Here is an 18,741-nt window from a genome sequence, read left to right as displayed (position 1 = left end):
GTGTTGTCTCGTCCAGCAGGACGGGCTCGTTAAATTCGCAATGCCTGTCCGGCGCTAATTTTCGCCAGCATGTGCTGACTGATGTGGCCTAAATCGACCACTTCACTGGTGCCGCCCATCGCAATCGCTTCGCGCGGCATACCAAATACCACGCAGCTGGCTTCATCCTGCGCGATGGTCCAGGCGCCCGCGCGATGCATTTCCAGCATCCCGGCCGCGCCGTCGTTACCCATCCCGGTCAGAATCACACCCACCGCATTTCGTCCTGCGTGCACCGCCACCGAACGGAACAGCACATCCACCGATGGCTTGTGTCGGTTCACTGGCGGACCGTCATTCAGTTTCACCACATAGTTGGCCCCGCTTCGGCCCAGCTCCATGTGCATGGCGCCCGGCGCGATATAGGCGTGGCCGGGCAGAATACGCTCGCCGTCTTCCCCTTCTTTCACGGTGATTTGGCACAATTTATTCAGACGCTCGGCAAACGAGCGCGTAAAGCCTGGCGGCATATGCTGGGTAATCAGCAGCGCCGGGCTGGTCGCCGGCAGCGGCTGCAGCACATGGCGAATCGCCTCGGTGCCGCCGGTGGAAGAGCCAATGGCGATCAGCTTTTCACTGCTCAGCAACGGGCCCGCTTTCAACGTGACCGGCATCGGCGTGGAGGCACGCACATGCAGCTTGGCGCGCGCGGCGGCGCGGATCTTGTCAGCAATCATCTGGCTATACGCCAGCATGCCTTCGCGGATGCCGAGCTGTGGCTTGGTGACAAAATCCACCGCACCCAACTCCAGCGCGCGCAGCGTCACTTCTGAACCTTTACCGGTCAGCGAGGAGACCATCACCACCGGCATCGGACGCAGGCGCATCAGCTTCTCGAGGAAATCGAGGCCATCCATGCGCGGCATCTCCACATCCAGCGTCAATACCTGCGGGTTGTACTGTTTGATTAAATCCCGCGCCACCAGCGGATCGGGCGCACTCGCGACCATCTCCATATCGGGATGGCTGTTGATGATTTCTGTCATCAACTGTCGCATCAGCGCAGAGTCATCCACGCACATCACGGTGATTTTGCTCATCGTCTTTCCTTGCTCAGTCCATAGACTGTCTGTCCACGCAGCCAGAACTCTTTGCTGATCTGACTAAAGTTCTCTGAATGCCCGGCAAACAGCAGACCGCCGGGTTTCAGCAGAGGCACGAAACGGCGCAGAATCTGTTCCTGCGTCTCTTTATCGAAATAAATCATCACGTTGCGACAGAAAATTGCGTCGAACGGACCCGGCAACGCCCAGTCGTGTGCCAGTAAATTCAGTTGCGTATAGTTCACCATGTTGGCGAGGTCGGAACGCACGCGCACCATGCCTTCATGCGGACCGGTGCCGCGCAGGAAAAAGCGCTGCAGCTGCGACTGCGATAGCGTGCGTAGCTCTTCCTGGCGATACACGCCGGCCACGGCTTTCTCGAGCACCTGGGTATCGATATCGCTGGCGTGGACCTGGAATTTACCCGGGCCGGTGCCCAGCGTTTCCGCCAGCGTCATGGCGATGGAATACGGCTCTTCGCCGGTTGAGGCGGCGGTGCTCCACACGCTGTAGTTACCCGTGCGCTTACGCGCATGATCCGCGAGGATCGGGAAGTGATGCGCCTCGCGGAAGAAAGAGGTCAGATTGGTGGTCAGCGCGTTAATAAACGCCTGCCACTCCGCACTGTTTTGGTCTTGCTCCAGCAGCGCCAGATAGCGGCCAAAGTCATCAATATTCAGCATGCGCAGACGACGCACTAAACGGTTGTAAACCATCTCGCGTTTGTGATCGGCCAGCACAATGCCCGCGCGCTGATAGATCAGCTGGCTAATGCGACGAAAATGCGTATCTGAGAGCGGTAACCGCTGCACCATTTGCGAGAGCAGCGTGGTCGCTTCACTTTGATCCAATAACGTCGATTTCTTCATTTCAGGTCACCCGGCAACAAACTGTTTAAATTGTGATACTGCGGTTGCTACTGTGCTGCCAGTCGCGCCATTCTCATGGGCCGCCTTGCGGCGGCCACAAGGATTAAAAGGTTTCCCAGTTATCGTCAGTGCTACGTGCGCCTGCCGGTGCCAGTGCTTTTGGCGTGCCGGAACGCAAATTTTTTGCCGCTGTAGATACGTTAACGGCCTGAACGACAAATTCTTTACCGATATTGAACACCGCAACCGACTGTTTCAGTCGGCTGGCCTGATCTTCCAGCGCGGCCGCCGCCGTTGCCGACTCTTCGACCAGCGCGGCGTTCTGCTGCGTCACGCGATCCATCTCGTTCACCGCCAGACCGACCTGATCGATACCACGGCTCTGCTCGTCCGACGCCGAGGCGATTTCGCCCATGATGTCGGTGACGCGCGTGACCGCATTCACGATGTTGGTCATGGTTTCCCCGGCGCTCTCCACCAGCACGGAACCGGTGTTGACACGGCTGACCGAATCCTCGATCAATCCTTTAATCTCTTTCGCCGCCTGCGCGCTGCGCTGTGCCAGACTGCGCACCTCGCCCGCTACCACGGCAAATCCACGTCCCTGCTCACCGGCGCGTGCCGCTTCTACCGCAGCGTTCAGTGCGAGGATATTGGTCTGGAAGGCAATGCCGTCGATCACGCTGATGATGTCAGCGATTTTCTTCGAGCTGCCGGTGATCTCTTTCATGGTAGTCACCACGCCATCCACCACTTTGCCGCCCTGCTGCGCGGTCTCCGAGGCGGTGAGCGCCAGCTGTGACGCCTGACGGGCATTTTCGGCGTTCTGCTTCACCGTGGCGGTTAACTGCTCCATGCTGGCAGCTGTCTCTTCCAGCGAAGCCGCTTGCTGCTCGGTACGCGAGGAGAGATCGTTGTTGCCCATGGCGATTTCACTCGCACCGGTGTAGATCGCATCGGAACCGTCACGCACGGTACGCACCGTCCGCGCCAGCTCTTGCTGCATCTCTTGCACCGAGGTGAGCAGCTCGCCCATCTCGTTGCGCACCGTGATCTCCACCTGCTGCGTCAAATCGCCACGCGCGATGTGACGAATGTGCTCGATGCTGTGCTTCAGCGGACGGATCAGCACCGTGCGCATGCCGCTCCACACCAGCGCAATCACCAGCAAGGTCACCAGCAGCGTGCCGACCACCAGCATGATGGATTGGTTGTAAGCCGCCTCATTGGCTGCAATGCCCTGATTGGCGAGCACAATGTTGTAGCTCAACCATTCGTTGTAATCCTTAGCAAACTTGTCCTGGAATCCCTGCGTCGGCTGATCGACAAATCCTTTGAAATTTCCACTACTGAGGAAATCGATCAACTCACCCAATGCTCCGCGATAGGCGTTGTAGTTGGCCTGTAGCATCAGCACGTTCTCGGCCTTTTTGCCCTTTTCAGACAGGTTGGCGTTAAATTCGGCAAAACCCTCATCAGCGTGCTTCAACTCCTCACTCGCCAGCGCCACCAGATCTTTCACGGTTGCGCCTGAGCCAGCCTGCTGACTGTCCAGCAGGTAACGGATCCCCGCACGGTTCAGCGTGTTACGCGCCTGAACCAGCGATACCCATGAGGTGCCCATTGCCCGCTGCAGCGTGCTAAGACGCTGGTTATAGGCAAAATTTTCTTTATCGGCTTTGACCGTGGAGTAGAACACTCCACCGGAGAACAGCTGCAGTAAGGCAAACAGCGCCAGCACGCACAGCAGGCCGGATACAACACGAATACGACTAAACATAAACACCTCATTGGTTGGCGGATCGCCTCTGTTATCGGCTTTTCTGAGGGGATCTTTATGTGTGTTCGCAGGGGTTGGACCAGCGGGGGGTTGATGGGTGCTCGCTGTCCCTCACCCTAACCCTCTCCCGCAGGCGGGAGAGGGAATTGATCGAGCTAACATATGGCAGCGTCTCCCTCTCCCGTTTACGGGAGAGGGCCGGGGTGAGGGGAAGCAACTCAGAACTTAAAACGTCTCCCAGTTACCCTCACTCACCGGCGCGGCAGCCGCTTTGCGCGGTGCGCTGGCGATCTGGCGCACCGTGCTCGCCTTCGGTTGCGCCTGTGCGGCGCGCGGAATGCGGAACACCGATACCGACTGGCTCAGGCGGCTCGCCTGCTCTTCCAGTGATGCGGCGGCGGCGGCGGACTCTTCCACCAGCGAGGCGTTCTGCTGGGTGACGCGGTCCATCTCGGTCACCGCTTGTCCCACCTGATCGATACCACGGCTCTGCTCATCCGATGCCGAGGCGATTTCGCCCATAATATCGGTGACGCGCGTGACGGCGCCGACGATATCGTTCATGGTTTCTCCGGCGGTGCCGACCAGCTGCGAGCCGTTGTTGACGCGGTTCACCGAATCTTCGATCAAGCCTTTGATCTCTTTCGCCGCCTGCGCACTGCGCTGCGCCAGGTTGCGCACTTCACCAGCCACTACAGCAAAACCACGGCCCTGTTCACCGGCGCGTGCTGCTTCTACCGCCGCGTTCAGCGCCAGGATATTGGTCTGGAAGGCGATGCCATCGATCACGCTAATAATGTCGGCGATCTTCTTCGAGCTGCCGGCGATATCCTGCATGGTACGCACCACGCCATCGACCACCTCGCCACCTTTGCGTGCGGTATCGGACGCGCTGAGTGCCAGCTGCGACGCCTGACGCGCATTCTCGGCGTTCTGTTTCACCGTCGCGGTGAGCTGCTCCATGCTGGCCGCCGTCTGCTCCAGCGAGGCGGCCTGCTCTTCGGTACGCGCCGACAGATCGTTATTCCCGGCGGCGATTTCGCTGGCGCCGGTGAAAATCGCATCGGAACCGTCACGTACATTGCCCACGGTGCTGACCAGCGACTGCTGCATCTCATGCAGGCTTCCCGCCAGCTGGCTCATTTCATTGCGCCCTTCCACCACGATATTTTGCGTGAGATCGCCCGCAGCAATATGGCGAATATGCGCCAGCAGCTGATGCAGCGGCTGAATCAGCACGCTACGCAGGCCGAACCAGCAGCCAACGATCACCGCAATCACCACCAGCGCCACCGACGCCAGCAGCCACATCATGGTGTGGAAGGCGCGCTGATTCTGCGCCACGCCTTCTGCCGCCAATGTGCTTTGTTCAGTGCGCCACTCTTCGTAAGTGGCTTTCATCGCGACCTGTTTAGCTTCGATGTTCTGCGCAAACATGCCTTGCAGATCGTTGGCTTTCAGGCGATCCAGCATCGCCTTCAACCCGTCGTTGAAAGCGGCGTAGTTCGCTTCCAGCTTATCGCGCAACGCGTCTGGCAAGCCCGGCGTGGCTGGCAAGTCGTAGTAGCGTTGATAGTGGCCGGCAGCCACATTGAGCTGTTTTTCGGTCTGGGCGATTAAGGCACTCAGCTGGCCGCCATTCGCCTGCGCGGCCATGGTGCCCTGCATACGCAACATGGCGCGGTTGAGTACGGTGCGGGTTTGGTTCAGTTCAATCCAGGCGTCTGACATCGCGCCAACGTTGTTGGAGGAGATCTGCGCTACCGCAAACGCCTCTTTATCTTTTTGTAAGGCGGACCAGAACAGGCCACCCGACAGTAATTGTAAAGCGCCAAACACCAGTAATACGGCGATTAAACTGGTCACTACATTGATTCGTTTTAACATGGGATCTCCAGGGATGCGTTTCGGCTCCCCCAGTTATCGACCGGCAATCTGAATTTTTCAGGGTGCTTAAGCTACTTTACGAATTAAAACTCTGCATTTTCGCATGATTGCAGTGTTTTATAACTAAAGAAATTAACAGTAAAAAAAATGCGCCTTTATCGGGTGAGCGATAAAGGCGCATTGGGTGGTGCGGATTGTCCCTCACCCTAACCCTCTCCCACAAGTGGGAGAGGGAACCGATCGAGCCTGCATGGGGCAGCGTCTCCCTCTCCCGCGTGCGGGAGAGGGCCGGGGTGAGAGACCGACCACTCCGAAACTTAAAACGTTTCCCAGTTGCTGTCCCCCGCTGCCGCGGTCAGCGCTTTACGCGGTGTGCCGAGCGTGGGTGGTGCGATCTGCGGATGACGCACGCCGCTTCTGGCCTGCGGCTGCGCGTGTGCCGCTCGCGGTACGCGGAACACCGCCACCGACTGGCTCAGGCGACTGGCCTGCTCTTCCAGCGAGGCCGCCGCCGCCGCAGACTCTTCCACCAGCGAGGCGTTCTGCTGCGTCACGCGATCCATCTCCGTCACCGCCTGGCCAACCTGATCGATACCACGGCTCTGCTCATCCGACGCCGAGGCAATTTCGCCCATGATGTCTGTGACGCGCGTTACCGCATTAACGATATCGCTCATGGTCTCACCGGCGGTGCCGACCAATTCAGATCCACTGTTCACGCGGTTAACAGAGTCTTCAATCAGCCCTTTGATCTCTTTCGCCGCCTGCGCGCTGCGCTGGGCCAGATTACGCACTTCACCCGCGACCACCGCAAAGCCACGGCCTTGCTCACCGGCGCGCGCCGCTTCTACCGCCGCGTTCAACGCCAGAATATTGGTCTGGAAGGCAATGCCATCGATAACGCTGGTGATGTCGGCGATCTTCTTCGAACTGCCGGCGATGTCGCTCATGGTGCGCACCACGCCTTGCACCACATCACCGCCCTTCTGCGCGGTTTCGGAAGCACTCAACGCCAGCTGCGACGCCTGACGCGCGTTTTCGGCATTCTGCTTCACGGTGGCGGTCAGCTGTTCCATGCTGGCGGCGGTCTGCTCCAGTGAAGCCGCCTGCTCTTCGGTACGTGCCGAGAGATCGTTGTTGCCCGCAGAGATTTCGCTCGCTCCGGTAAAGATGGCATCCGAACCGTCACGCACATCACTCACCGTGCGCACCAGCGACTGCTGCATCTCATGCAGGCTTTCCGCCAGCTGGCTCATTTCGTTGCGTCCTTCGACCGCGATGCGCTGCGTCAAATCGCCCTGCGCAATGTGCTGAATATGCTGGATGTTGTCATTAAGCGGCTTGATGAGGATTTTGCGCATGCCAAACCAGCACAGCACAATCACCGCCACCACAATCGCCAGCACCGCGCCTAACAGCCAGATCATGTGATCGTAGGCTGAGCTGTTGGCTTCGACGCCCGCCGCAGTCAGGCGATCCTGATCGGCACGCCATTGGCGGTACTCTTTCAGGAAGGCGTTTTGGCTTGGCGCAACCGGCGCTTTGGCTGCCAGATCGAGATCTTTTGCGACCAACGCGTCCTGCAACTGGCCTAGCGCGCTGGCATAGGCGGTATAGGTTTGATCGAGACGTTTGTTGAGCGCGGCATCCTGTCCCGGCGTGTCCGGCGTCGCTTTAAACAGCTGGTAGTTATCGGCGGCCTCTTTCTGGAAGGCTTTGCTGTCGCCGTACAAACCGGCGATGTCCGCTTCGGTACCGGTCAGTTTGCTGGTTGCCATGCGCAGCTGAATGCGGGTTAACACCACACGGCTCTGATTGAGGCTCATGTAGGCGTCGTTGATGGCGGCGGTGTTTTTGCTCGCCAGTTGTGAAACGTTAAAACTGTTTTTGTCATCGCTTAGCGCTTTAAAAAACAGTGAGCCGGATGCCAGCTGTAAAAAGCCAAACACTAACAACACCAGCAATAAGCTGGTGACAACGCGAATTCTCGTAAACATAGTTTGCCCTGGAAAATGAAGGAAAAAATCGTACCGATCGGTTATCGACCAGGGGCGGAGAAGATTGAGGGATATTACAGCGATTTTTTGCGGATTTATTGTTGATTTGTAAGGAATTAATTAATGTGTGTAATGATAACGGGCCGCAGCAGCGCGGCCCGTTGCGGGGATTATGCAGTACGCAGGTTATCCACCAGCGCCATCTCTTCGCTGCTCAGCAGCTTTTCGATGTCGACCAGAATCAGCATACGTTCACCCAGCGCGCCCAGACCGGTCAGGTACTCGGTGGACATGGTGACCGCGAACTCCGGTGAAGGACGAATCTGCTCTTGCGTCAGCGACAGCACATCAGAAACGCCATCCACCACGATGCCCACCACGCGATGCTCAAGATTCAGCACGATCACCACGGTGTTCTCGTTGTACACCACATCCGGCTGCGAGAACTTCACACGCAGGTCGATGATCGGCACGATCACGCCGCGCAGGTTGGTGACGCCTTTGATGAATTCCGGCGTGTTGGCGATGCGGGTTACCTGATCGTAACCGCGAATCTCCTGCACTTTCAGAATGTCGATGCCGTACTCTTCGTCACCCAGTGTGAAAACTAAGAATTCCTGGCCCACGGTTTCGCCAGCGATTTTGGTCACGGTTGCCATGTCAGTCATTTTTTTACCCTTTCGTTATCTATTACGCTGCGGCACCGGCCACACGCTTTTCACGGTTCAACGATTGCAGTGCTGAGACATCCACAATCAGCGCCACGCTACCATCGCCTAAAATGGTGGCGGCAGAGATGCCCGGCACTTTGCGATAGTTGCTTTCAAGGTTTTTCACTACCACCTGATGCTGACCAATCAGCTGATCGACCAGCAGCGCATAGCGACGGCCTGCGCTTTGCAGAATCACCACAATGCCTTGCGTGGCGTCGGTTTTGGCGTTCTGCACCTCAAACACATTCCACAGTTCCACCAGCGGCAGATATTCGCCACGCACTTCCAGCACGCGCTCGCCACCGGCCAGCGGTTTCAGCTCTTCTGCGGTTGGCTGCAGCGATTCCATTACCGCGTTGAGCGGCAGAATGAACACTTCGTTAGCGACGCGTACTGACATGCCGTCGAGGATCGCCAGCGTCAGCGGCAGCAGGATGCGAATGGTGGTGCCCTTGCCCTGCTTCGAGGAGATTTCGACGTGACCGCCCATCTCCTGAATATTCCTTTTCACCACGTCCATGCCCACGCCACGTCCCGACACGTCGGTGACCTGCTCAGCGGTGGAGAAGCCCGGCGCGAAGATCAGCATGCCGACTTCTTCATCGCTCATGCTGTCGCTGACCGGCAGACCAGACGACAGCGCTTTAGCCAGAATACGTTCGCGGTTCAGACCGGCACCGTCATCGATCACTTCGATGCAGATGTTGCCGCCCTGATGTTCCGCCGACAGCGTCAGGTTGCCAACGGCGGTTTTATTCGCAGCCAGACGTTTTTCCGGAGTTTCGATACCGTGATCGAGGCTGTTACGCACCAGGTGCGTTAACGGATCGATGATGCGTTCAATCAGGCTCTTATCCAGCTCGGTTGAGCTGCCGAGCAGCGTCAGCTCCACTTCTTTGCCCAGCTTGCTGGCCAAATCGCGGACCAGACGCGGGAAGCGGCTGAAGACGTACTCCATCGGCATCATACGAATCGACATCACCGATTCCTGCAAATCGCGGGCGTTACGCTCCAGCTGACCCATGCTGTTCAGCAGGTCGCCGTGCGCCACCGGATCCAGCGCACCGGAGCGCTGTGCCAGCATCGATTGGGTGATCACCAGTTCGCCAACCAGGTTAATCAGCTGGTCCACTTTCTCGACGGCAACACGGATGCTGCTGGATTCGCTGCCTTTGGCCGGTGCGGCGGCACGTTTAGGTTCGCGCTTCACCGCTGGCGTGATATCGGTGACGGTGGCGGTTTGCACCGGTTCAGCAGCCACTTCAGCAACCGGGGCGTCGGCAACGGCCGCCGCGCCTGTCGGGAAGTGAATCTGTGCTTCATCCAGCACAAAACAGAGCACCGCGACGATGTCATCTTTGCCGACGCCATCAATGGTAACGTCCAGCGAATTAGCGCCTTTCACCACGTTGCTGACGGTACCGAGATTGCCGAGCTCCTCCAGCATCAGCTCCGGCTCTTTCTCTTTCAGGTCAACCAGTTGCAGGCGCAGACCTGCGGCCGCAACTGGTGCTGCGATCTCAACCACTTCGGCGACTTTGGGCGCTTCAGGCGCAATGCCTTTCGCTTCCAGTGCCAGCTGACGCAGCGCTTCGCAGATGTATTTAAAGCTTTCTGCATTCGGCTCCTGCGCCGTTTTATAGGCATCGAGCTGTTCTTGCATAATATCTTTGGTTTCCAAAAACAGGTTGATGATATCGGTGCTGAGCTGCATCTCGCCGCGGCGCGCACCATCCAGAATGTTTTCCAGGATGTGGGTGGTTTCCTGTAAAACCGTAAAGCCAAACGTACCGGCTCCGCCCTTGATGGAGTGGGCGGCGCGGAAGATGGCATTCAACTGCTCGGAATCGGGCTCCTGGGGATCAAGTCCCAACAGGTGTTGCTCCATATCCGCTAACAGCTCATCGGCTTCATCGAAAAACGTCTGGTAAAAATCGCTGATGTCCATGCTCACGGGATCACCTCGGCTGTGAGGGTTGGTCTGGTGTCACCGCGCTCGCCGTGGGCGTCGCCGCTGCCGCAGGGGCCGTTGCAGCAGTCGGCGCAGCCGGTGTTGCAGTGGAACCTGTTGGAGCAGTCGACGCAGCCGGTACAGCGGGTGCGGTAATGTTGGGAATCATTTGCGCCGGGTCGCTCACCTGAACGGCATCGCTCTCGGCATTCTCTTTTTCAATCGCCGCTTCGGTGTCGTGATTCAACACCAGCAGGCTAATGCGGCGGTTGACTGCATCATTAGCACCACGGTTTTTCAGCTTCATGGTGTCGGCCATACCGACCACACGCAGCATTTTGGCGCCGTCGAGGCCACCAATCACCAGCTCGCGCCGTGAGGCATTGGCACGATCCGCCGACAGTTCCCAGTTGCTGTAGCCACGATCGCCGTTGGCATACTGGAAATCATCGGTGTGACCCGCGAGGCTGATTTTGTTCGGAATATCATTCAGCACCGGCGCGATAGTGCGCAGGATATCGCGCATGTAAGGCTCCACGTCCGCGCTGCCGGTTTTAAACATCGGGCGGTTCTGGCTATCGATAATCTGAATGCGCAGTCCCTCTTCGACCATGTTGATGATCAGATGCGGACGCAGCGCTTTCAGACGCGGATCGGCTTCAATCAGCTGGTCGAGCTTTTCACGCAGGCGATTCAGGCGGATCTCCTCCAGCTTCTTCTTCTGCGCATCCATATCGACAATCTTCTTCACTTCACCCTTCTGCTGCGTCGGATCATCGCCGCCGCCGGGGATCGGACTTTCGCTGTCGCTGCTGCGCTGACCGCCGGTCAACGCCACTTTCAGCGGCGTTTTAAAGTATTCCGCAATCTGGACCAACTCTTTGGGGCTGGAGATGGAGAGCAACCACATCACCATAAAGAACGCCATCATCGCCGTCATAAAGTCGGCATAGGCAATCTTCCACGAACCGTGGCTCCCATGGTGACCTTTATGTTTGCGCTTTTTAACCAGCACAATGGGGCGATTGCCTGCTTTCATGAATTCTCATCCGAAGTTTGTTTCGCCGGGTTCTTGGCGTTACGCACGTGCTCTTCCAGCTCCGAGAACGACGGACGTTCAGCGGAGTAAAGCGTTTTACGACCAAATTCCACTGCGATTTGCGGTGCGTAACCGTTGAGGCTGGAGAGCAACGTCACCTTCACGCACTGCATCATCTTGGTGGTTTCGGCACATTTCTGACGCAGCACCGATGCCAGCGGAGAGATAAAGCCGTAGGCCAGTAAAATTCCGAGGAAGGTACCGACCATCGCGTGCGCCACTAACGCACCCAGTTCGGCCGCCGGACGGTCGGCTGACGCCAGTGCGTGCACCACGCCCATTACCGCCGCGACAATACCGAAAGCCGGTAAGCCATCACCCACCGCCGAGATACTTTGCGCGGGGACTTCACACTCGTGCTCGTAGGTCTCAATCTCTTCATCCATCAACGCTTCAATTTCGAAGGCGTTCATATTTCCGCTGACCATCAAACGCAAATAATCGGTAATAAAATCGACTAACTGTTTATCGGACAAAATACGCGGATAGTTAGCGAAAATTTCACTCTGGCTGGGATCTTCAATGTCACGTTCTAATGACAACATGCCTTGCTGACGGGATTTCGCCATTAGGCGATAAAGCAGCGCCATTAAATCCATGTATACGGCTTTGTTATATTTCGAGCCGCGCATTAACAATGGCAGCGCTTTTAATGTTTTCTTAATCGATTTGCCATTATTGCCGACTAAAAAGGCACCAATACCGGCACCGCCGATAATGATCAGCTCCGCCGGTTGATAAAGCGCGCCTAAATGTCCGCCGACCATCGCGTAGCCGCCCAACACGGAGCCGACGACCACGATATAACCCAGAATTATCAGCACAAAAAATCCTTACGTCCGTAACGTGTTGATGGAAGTTAAGCCAGAGAGCCGCAGGTGTTATTCGTTTATCGCAGGCAAAAAAAAAGCAGCGGTATTAACCGCTGCTGGATGTTTTCCACGATGCGAACAAACTTAAACGGCGCGTTTAACCTGTTCATCCAGCAGTTGTGGAAAGGTATCGGCAGAATCTGCAGAAAGTTTACGTCTTTTTACGGCACGTGATGGCGGCTGGCACAGGCTGCAGACAAAGCTGCCGATGGGCTGATGAGCGTGGTTAATAAAGCTGCCACCACAGCACTTACAGTCAGACAGTTCCAGCATGCCACTTTCAACGAATCGCACCAGGGTCCATGCACGCGTTAGCGCCAACAGCGGGCCCTCGTCCGATTGCGGACACTGCTCAAGATACAAGCGATAAGCTTTGATTACCGCTTCAACGCCACTGTTCAAGCCGGTTTTCAGCAGGAACTGCCAGGCGTTACAGAACATAGAAGAGTGAATATTTTGTTCCCAGGTCATGAACCAATCGGTAGAGAATGGCAGCATACCTTTCGGTGGTGGCGCACCACGCAACTCTTTATAGAGTTTAATCAGGCGACCACGGCTCAGCTGAGTTTCACTCTCCAGCATTTGCAGTCGTGCGCCCAATGTAATCAGCTCCATGGCCAGCTGAATATCACGCGCTTCCTGAACAATACTTTTTTCGGTCATTAAACGGCCCTCTTCTTCGCAGAGACGTCATCTTTAGACGCATTTCGCAGGAGACGGCTGGATAATAAAATACCGGTGTGGATTTGCTGTAAGTCATCCACACGTGACTCTTGAGTCAGGCGATTAATATGGTTGTGATCGGTAAATCGGAACTGGCAAACCAGTTGGTTGGTTTCCGCTAATTTTACCATCTCAGGTAAAGTTAATTGCGACAATGCATCAGCCATCGATTCATCGATGCCTAAACGAAACATTGCTGAAGCTTTTTCCTGGTTAATTAAACGCTGAGCAAGAAGCAAATATGACAGATTGATGTCATATATATGTTTTAGTAATTCTGATGTACCCATTTTTTTCCATCCTGATAGACGCGACACATATACGGCCACAGAATTAAATTGTTCTATGGTTCGGGCTGCTGGTTGGTAAATCTAAAGATGGCAAAAAATAATCAGGCTTGAGCCAACGTGCTCCTGACTGTTGCACTTTTCGTCAGGACACTGATCTGTAGTAATCAAAACTCCAGGCCATTCTTTGCTTGAGTTGTAACCATCTTCCGTGACGTCTGCTTACAGTTTTTTAAGACTAATCTGAAAACAAGGCAAATCTATATTGTCTGATTTCGACATACAACGTGAGTGGCGCGAAATTTTAGATAAAGTGTGATCTAGGTCACACTTTTAAGGCAAATTTTTTCTCTAAACCTTCAGCAGCGCTTTTCTGTTGTCCATTTTTTGCGCGATTTCTGATTATTTCCTTAATATTTTGCTGAAGTAAGGCGGATTTTAGGCTGTGCGGAAGATTGTCATTACAACGCGATCAGTTATCTGTCCTATAGGAATTAGGGTGCTATAACACGCCATATAAAGGATTATATGCAGCATAATACTCTGAATTAGCATGAAACTATTCGCTTCTAAATTAATCACTTACAGGGAATATTGCCCATGTGCCGTAAAGCGAGACGCTAGCGAAGCGTGAAGTCTGGGCGCAGAGCGCCAGGGAACTGTTAGTGGATTGTAGGGAGTGTTTAGCGCACGGCAGGGGATGTAACAGGGCGTTACATTAGAGAAATGAATGAATAGGCGTTTTTCGGTTTGCTCCGCGATGACTATCGGCCTGCCACCTGAGATCTTTAGGGTTGCGAGGAAAAAAAGCTCTTTTTGCCTTTCGATTGTATGCTTTTTAACCAAATCGTGCGCTTTTTGCTGATGAGTCAGCGCATTAGCGCTTAAAGAAATGAAATCGATTTCGTGAAGTTACAGTGGCGCGTGAAAACGCTGTGCAGCGGAGCGTAAATTCAAAAATGTGCGATAAATCGCGCCGCTACGGAAGTGTGCAATAAGTGAGCAAAGCACCCAATGTTAGCATTTACCGTAGCGGCGCAATGTATTGTGCAATTAAGCGTTACGCTAATTTCGGAAAGGTAGCGACTTTATTTACCGTACCGTGATCATCACTGCGTACCGGCAAAGTATTTAAATCTTTCAGGAAGCTTTCACGCCAGTGTGAAATATCCTGTTTGCGCAACACCGCCATCATGTCGTTATAACGCGAGATACGTTCGGTACGCGGCATGGTCAACGCGCGATCGAGCGCCGCCGCCACGTCATCACGATCGTACGGATTGACGATCAGCGCGGAAGTCAGCTCATTGGCCGCACCAGCAAAGCGGGACAACACCAACACGCCAGGGTTATCCGGGTCCTGCGCTGCTACATACTCTTTCGCCACCAGATTCATGCCGTCACGCAGCGGCGTAATCAAGCCGACGTTGGTGAGACGGAAGATCTTCATTAACAGACGACGATCAAAGTGCTGATTGAGGTAATAGAGCGGCGTCCAGCCCAGCGTGCCGTATTTACCGTTGATGCGCCCCGCTTCCGTTTCCAGCTGGTGACGGATGTCCTGATAAGCCTGCACATCGCCGCGCGAGGTGGGCGCAATTTGCGAGTAGCGAATTTTGCCGCGGTGCTGCGGGAAATTCTCCAGCAGGGCTTCGAAGGCCAGAAAACGCTCCGGCAACCCTTTAGAGTAATCCAGGCGCTCACAGGCGATGATATTCTGCAGATCGCCCAAATCGCGTTTCATCGCCGCCATTTTCGGTGGCAGCGGTCCTTCCGCCATCTCTTTAATGGTGTCCGGCTCAATACCAATCGGATAGACCTCAGTCATAAAGGTGTTACCGAAGGCACGATGCTTCTTCTCTCCTTTATTCTGCAGCTGCGTCAGCTGGCTCAGGCTATCAAGGAAAGCTACGCGGTCAGATTCTGTCTGGAAGCCCAGCAGATCGTAGTCGCACAGCATCTCCAGCAGCTCCTGATGCGGCGGCAGAGCATTGAAGATCTCTGGCGTCGGGAACGGGATATGCAGGAAGAATCCGATGCGGTTATTAATGCCCTGCTTGCGCAGCTCGGCGGCAAACGGCAGCAGATGATAATCGTGGATCCACAGAATATCGTCGGGCTTCAGCAGCGGTTTAAGGCGCTGCGCCAGCAAAGTATTGACGCGGCAGTAGCCATCCCAGGCTTCGCGCTGATACTGCACCAGATCGAGGCGATAGTGGAACGCCGGCCAAATCACGGTATTGGAGAACTGGAGATAATATTGATCATAATCGTTTTGATTAAGCGGCAGTGACGCATAGGTGATGCCGTCTTTTTCGATCTGCGTAAGTTCTTCATCCTCTTCTTCACCCGAGAATTCGCTGATCTCTCCGTTCCAGCCAAACCATAATCCACCGGTATCTCGCAGTGCATCTAAAATACCGACAGCAAGCCCGCCTGCGCTGGCCTTGCTACCATCGGGGATCGCGATACGGTTAGATACGACGACTAAACGACTCATAACCTAAACTCCTTACCAACATTGTCATGTTCTAGTTGTAATAATAGTTGTTCAAGCCAGTGCCATACGGCCTCAACGCTGTTGAGGCGATAGCGTGCATGGCTGGCCCCTTCACCGACTTTGACAGAGATCCCCTGCATGGCATTTACCACGAGGAATCCTTTTTCATCTGTCAGGTCGTCTCCCACAAATACCGGAATGCGTCCGGCAAAGGGTGCTTCCTGCATAAACTCACGTACGGCAGCGCCTTTATCGATGCCTTGCGGCTTCAGTTCCACCACGCATTTACCTGGCTGAAGCGCCAGCTCGGGAAAGCGTGCAACGGCGTCTTCGGCCAGCTGCATAATGGCGTTTTCGTACTGCGGCGCATTGCGATAGTGAAGCGCAAATGCCATGCCTTTCACTTCTAATAGCGTATCGGGCCACTGATCCAGCGTCTGCTGCAGTTCAGTTTGCAGTGTTTGCGCAATATCCCCCGGCAAGCTGTGGCGATGCACGCGGCCCGCCGCATCGCGGCGTTCTGCACCGTGCACGCCCGCGGCGGGGGCTTCGAGTGGCGCGACTAAGGCGTCGAGTTGCGCAATCGGACGGCCGGAAACCAGCGCTAAGGCGCCGTGGCTAAGATTGGAAATGTGTTGCAGCAGCTGGCGTACCGGAGCGGGAATGGAGACCGACTCGGGCTGCGACTGAATCGCTGCCAGCGTGCCGTCGACATCAAAAAAGAAGGCGTAGAGTCCGCCACTTAATGACGGCAAGGTGCTGTTGTGATTAACCGCGGAGGTCACGACTCTTCTCCTGTCTTGTGGAATTTGTCATTACAGGATGTTCGGAGGCTGGCTGGGTGATCGAGGCGGTTGCTACCGCAGAAGTGTGTGCGAGGAGGTTTTGCAGATAACACGGAATTTCGATAGATAACTCTCCACAAACAAACATCATTTAAACTCACTCGCCAAGCTGACTGCGAACATCGTCAGAATTAAGTGTAGACGCAGATCACGATATTGCCAGATACGCGCGGCCTGGCTATAGGATAAGTGGCCGTTTTAAGGCTTATGCCGCAAAAGAATCGCCTCAGCGCTTTTTCAGCCGTTTCGCTTATTTTTTAGCGTTGATAACGCCCTTCTCCCGCCTCAATTCCCGGATTATGCCGACTTGCATCCGCCGCGAGGATTATCATATGGTGCGTTTACCGTGCGGTTACAGCGCGGAAATAGCGCCCTGATCGGCATTGATCACGGCTGTTAGACCCATTCAGGCAGGAATCCGGATAATGGAAAACCGATCGACATCACATTTTTCACTTGTCGCGGCAGGTGAGCGAAGATGATCCCGCAAAGCTACAGCCAACGCGTTCACTTCTATTACTGCATTCTGGTCGCCCTGAAAATCAACGCCAAAACGAAGAAGTCTGGCGGCGTGCGCGGCAAGAATAACTTCCTGCTGAAATGGCTGCGTAATGCGCAGAACAACACCATTTTCCCGCCGGATATCACCAGCGAGATTGAGTGGCTGCGCGCCAAGATCATCAGCTCCGGGCCCGACACCGACCTGGAACCGATGCTGCAGTATGTCTACGACACGGCGAAGCGTGCCGAGACGATGCGTTTAGGATCATGATTCCTTCCATTTATTCGACTCAATGGAAACCGCGATTTTATTGAGGCAACGCAATATCTGTATCGTCATTACCACGTAAATCTGGATACGGTTAAATCTTCTTATCTTGATGAATTTAATCGAAAAATATTAAATCTGGCATCTACGTGAAGGTAATTAATATGATTAACAGAATGATCCTCAATGAAACCGCCTATTTCGGTGCGGGCGCGATTAATTCTATTGTCGATGAGATTCACAAACGCGGTTTTAACAAAGCGTTGGTGGTGACCGACAAGGATTTGATCAAGTTTTCTGTCGCCACCCGCATCACCGATCTGCTGGCGCAGCACGACCTCAGTTTCGCCATCTATGATGAGGTGATCCCCAATCCTACCGTTGAGGTGGTGCATGCGGGCGTCGAGGCTTTTCGTCGTTCGGGCGCCGATTATCTGATCGCGGTGGGCGGCGGCTCGCCGCAGGATACCTGTAAAGCCATCGGCATGATGATTGCCAATCCCGAGTTCAGTGACGTGCGCATGCTGGAAGGCGGCGCCGCCACGCGCAATCCCTCCGTACCGATCATTGCGGTGCCGACCACTTCCGGCACCGCAGCGGAAGTGACCATCAATTACGTCATCACCGATGAAGAGAAGAAGCGCAAGTTCGTCTGCTACGACCCGCACGATATCCCGGCGATTGCCATTATCGATCCCGACATGATGGCCAGCATGCCCGCCAGCCTGAAAGCGGCGACCGGCGTCGATGCGCTGACGCACGCCATTGAAGGCTACATCACGCGCGGCGCGTGGGAACTGACCGACATGTTCCATCTCAAAGCGATTGAAATTATTGGCCGCTCGCTGCGTGATTCGGTTAAAGGCGTGCCTGCGGGCGTGGCGGATATGGCGCTCGGTCAGTACATCGCCGGAATGGGCTTCTCGAATGTTGGCTTGGGTCTGGTGCACGGTATGGCGCATCCGCTGGGCGCGTTTTATGGCACGCCGCACGGCATCGCCAATGCGGTTCTGCTGCCGCATATCATGGCGTTCAATGCCGAGCATACCGGCGAGAAGTACCGCGATATCGCCCATGCGCTGGGCATGGAAGGTGCCTATAGCTGTTCATTAGCCGATGCCCGTGCGCTGGCCATTGATGCGGTGATCACCCTAAACCACGATATCGGTATTCCGCTCAGACTGCGTGATATCGGCATGCAGGAGCAGGATGTGGATGCGCTTGCCACCGCAGCTTTCGCCGATGTGTGTACGCCGGGCAATCCGCGGGAGTGCAGCGTGACGATGATCGCTGCGCTGTATCGTGAGTTGTTCTGATTAGGCGTTAACCAGGTCACCATTAATGGCGACCGACGTGTTTTGTAGGTG

General features: G+C 55.3%; 15 protein-coding genes. 2 read left to right on the top strand and 13 right to left on the bottom strand.

The features are described from left to right. Positions 1–29: 29 nt before the first annotated feature. The 13 genes from DEU53_RS03135 to otsB form a co-directional block, all read right to left on the bottom strand. Positions 30–1,079, bottom strand: coding sequence for a chemotaxis response regulator protein-glutamate methylesterase (locus DEU53_RS03135; RefSeq protein ID WP_110865994.1), 1,050 nt, complete (start codon positions 1,077–1,079; stop codon positions 30–32). Continuing rightward, positions 1,076–1,951 carry a protein-glutamate O-methyltransferase CheR gene (cheR, locus tag DEU53_RS03130; protein WP_101764604.1) on the bottom strand — a complete coding sequence of 292 codons (876 nt, stop codon included), beginning with the start codon at positions 1,949–1,951 and terminating at the stop codon, positions 1,076–1,078. The genes DEU53_RS03135 and cheR overlap by 4 nt, the downstream gene beginning before the upstream one ends. Before the next feature lie 103 nt (positions 1,952–2,054). After that, positions 2,055–3,731 (bottom strand): methyl-accepting chemotaxis protein, encoded by a 1,677-nt coding sequence (locus DEU53_RS03125; RefSeq protein ID WP_110865993.1) that lies wholly within the window; start codon positions 3,729–3,731, stop codon positions 2,055–2,057. Between the two features lie 225 nt (positions 3,732–3,956). Next, complete coding sequence (locus DEU53_RS03120) at positions 3,957–5,618, bottom strand: methyl-accepting chemotaxis protein (RefSeq protein ID WP_110865992.1); 1,662 nt, start codon at positions 5,616–5,618, stop codon at positions 3,957–3,959. 317 nt (positions 5,619–5,935) lie between these two features. Further along, positions 5,936–7,615: a methyl-accepting chemotaxis protein gene (locus DEU53_RS03115; RefSeq protein ID WP_110865991.1), complete on the bottom strand. Its 1,680-nt coding sequence runs from the start codon at positions 7,613–7,615 to the stop codon at positions 5,936–5,938. A gap of 170 nt (positions 7,616–7,785) precedes the next feature. After that, positions 7,786–8,283 (bottom strand): chemotaxis protein CheW, encoded by a 498-nt coding sequence (gene cheW, locus DEU53_RS03110; protein WP_008102858.1) that lies wholly within the window; start codon positions 8,281–8,283, stop codon positions 7,786–7,788. A 22-nt stretch (positions 8,284–8,305) separates the two neighbouring features. Beyond that, positions 8,306–10,276: a chemotaxis protein CheA gene (cheA, locus tag DEU53_RS03105; protein WP_192233597.1), complete on the bottom strand. Its 1,971-nt coding sequence runs from the start codon at positions 10,274–10,276 to the stop codon at positions 8,306–8,308. A gap of 10 nt (positions 10,277–10,286) precedes the next feature. Further along, the gene (gene motB, locus DEU53_RS03100) at positions 10,287–11,318 is read right to left on the bottom strand and encodes a flagellar motor protein MotB (RefSeq protein ID WP_101760735.1); all 1,032 of its coding nucleotides are present in this window, start codon (positions 11,316–11,318) and stop codon (positions 10,287–10,289) included. After that, positions 11,315–12,202 (bottom strand): flagellar motor stator protein MotA, encoded by an 888-nt coding sequence (motA, locus tag DEU53_RS03095; protein ID WP_007891047.1) that lies wholly within the window; start codon positions 12,200–12,202, stop codon positions 11,315–11,317. The genes motB and motA overlap by 4 nt, the downstream gene beginning before the upstream one ends. A 132-nt stretch (positions 12,203–12,334) precedes the next feature. Further along, positions 12,335–12,913: a flagellar transcriptional regulator FlhC gene (gene flhC / locus DEU53_RS03090; protein WP_110865989.1), complete on the bottom strand. Its 579-nt coding sequence runs from the start codon at positions 12,911–12,913 to the stop codon at positions 12,335–12,337. Further along, entirely contained in the window at positions 12,913–13,263 is a 351-nt protein-coding gene (flhD, locus tag DEU53_RS03085) for a flagellar transcriptional regulator FlhD (protein WP_008102850.1), read from the bottom strand. The genes flhC and flhD overlap by 1 nt, the downstream gene beginning before the upstream one ends. A gap of 1,057 nt (positions 13,264–14,320) precedes the next feature. Beyond that, entirely contained in the window at positions 14,321–15,760 is a 1,440-nt protein-coding gene (gene otsA / locus DEU53_RS03080) for an alpha,alpha-trehalose-phosphate synthase (protein WP_101760737.1), read from the bottom strand. Continuing rightward, entirely contained in the window at positions 15,757–16,545 is a 789-nt protein-coding gene (gene otsB / locus DEU53_RS03075) for a trehalose-phosphatase (RefSeq protein WP_101760738.1), read from the bottom strand. Before otsB ends, otsA begins: the two co-directional genes overlap by 4 nt. A gap of 538 nt (positions 16,546–17,083) precedes the next feature. Between otsB and DEU53_RS03070 the strand changes: the two genes are divergently transcribed. Further along, a complete protein-coding gene (locus DEU53_RS03070; RefSeq protein ID WP_218168224.1) occupies positions 17,084–17,377 on the top strand; it encodes a hypothetical protein in 294 nt (97 codons plus the stop codon). Positions 17,378–17,538: 161 nt separating this feature from the next. After that, positions 17,539–18,690, top strand: a complete 1,152-nt coding sequence (gene fucO, locus DEU53_RS03065; RefSeq protein ID WP_110865988.1) for a lactaldehyde reductase — start codon at positions 17,539–17,541, stop codon at positions 18,688–18,690. Positions 18,691–18,741 lie beyond the last annotated feature (51 nt).

The sequence above is a fragment of the Pantoea sp. AG1095 genome, from assembly GCF_003208415.1.
Lineage (GTDB): Bacteria > Pseudomonadota > Gammaproteobacteria > Enterobacterales > Enterobacteriaceae > Pantoea > Pantoea leporis.
The sequence above is the reverse complement of the archived record's forward strand: the minus strand, read 5'-3'. Positions and strand labels throughout refer to the sequence as shown.

Excerpts from the sequence above, each read along its gene's own strand:
- DEU53_RS03135 (WP_110865994.1), bottom strand. The coding sequence starts at position 1,079 with ATGAGCAAAATCACCGTGATGTGCGTGGATGACTCTGCGCTGATGCGA.
- cheR (WP_101764604.1), bottom strand. The coding sequence starts at position 1,951 with ATGAAGAAATCGACGTTATTGGATCAAAGTGAAGCGACCACGCTGCTC.
- DEU53_RS03125 (WP_110865993.1), bottom strand. The coding sequence starts at position 3,731 with ATGTTTAGTCGTATTCGTGTTGTATCCGGCCTGCTGTGCGTGCTGGCG.
- DEU53_RS03120 (WP_110865992.1), bottom strand. The coding sequence starts at position 5,618 with ATGTTAAAACGAATCAATGTAGTGACCAGTTTAATCGCCGTATTACTG.
- DEU53_RS03115 (WP_110865991.1), bottom strand. The coding sequence starts at position 7,615 with ATGTTTACGAGAATTCGCGTTGTCACCAGCTTATTGCTGGTGTTGTTA.
- cheW (WP_008102858.1), bottom strand. The coding sequence starts at position 8,283 with ATGACTGACATGGCAACCGTGACCAAAATCGCTGGCGAAACCGTGGGC.
- cheA (WP_192233597.1), bottom strand. The coding sequence starts at position 10,276 with ATGGACATCAGCGATTTTTACCAGACGTTTTTCGATGAAGCCGATGAG.
- motB (WP_101760735.1), bottom strand. The coding sequence starts at position 11,318 with ATGAAAGCAGGCAATCGCCCCATTGTGCTGGTTAAAAAGCGCAAACAT.
- flhC (WP_110865989.1), bottom strand. The coding sequence starts at position 12,913 with ATGACCGAAAAAAGTATTGTTCAGGAAGCGCGTGATATTCAGCTGGCC.
- flhD (WP_008102850.1), bottom strand. The coding sequence starts at position 13,263 with ATGGGTACATCAGAATTACTAAAACATATATATGACATCAATCTGTCA.
- otsA (WP_101760737.1), bottom strand. The coding sequence starts at position 15,760 with ATGAGTCGTTTAGTCGTCGTATCTAACCGTATCGCGATCCCCGATGGT.
- DEU53_RS03070 (WP_218168224.1), top strand. The coding sequence starts at position 17,084 with ATGATCCCGCAAAGCTACAGCCAACGCGTTCACTTCTATTACTGCATT.
- fucO (WP_110865988.1), top strand. The coding sequence starts at position 17,539 with ATGATTAACAGAATGATCCTCAATGAAACCGCCTATTTCGGTGCGGGC.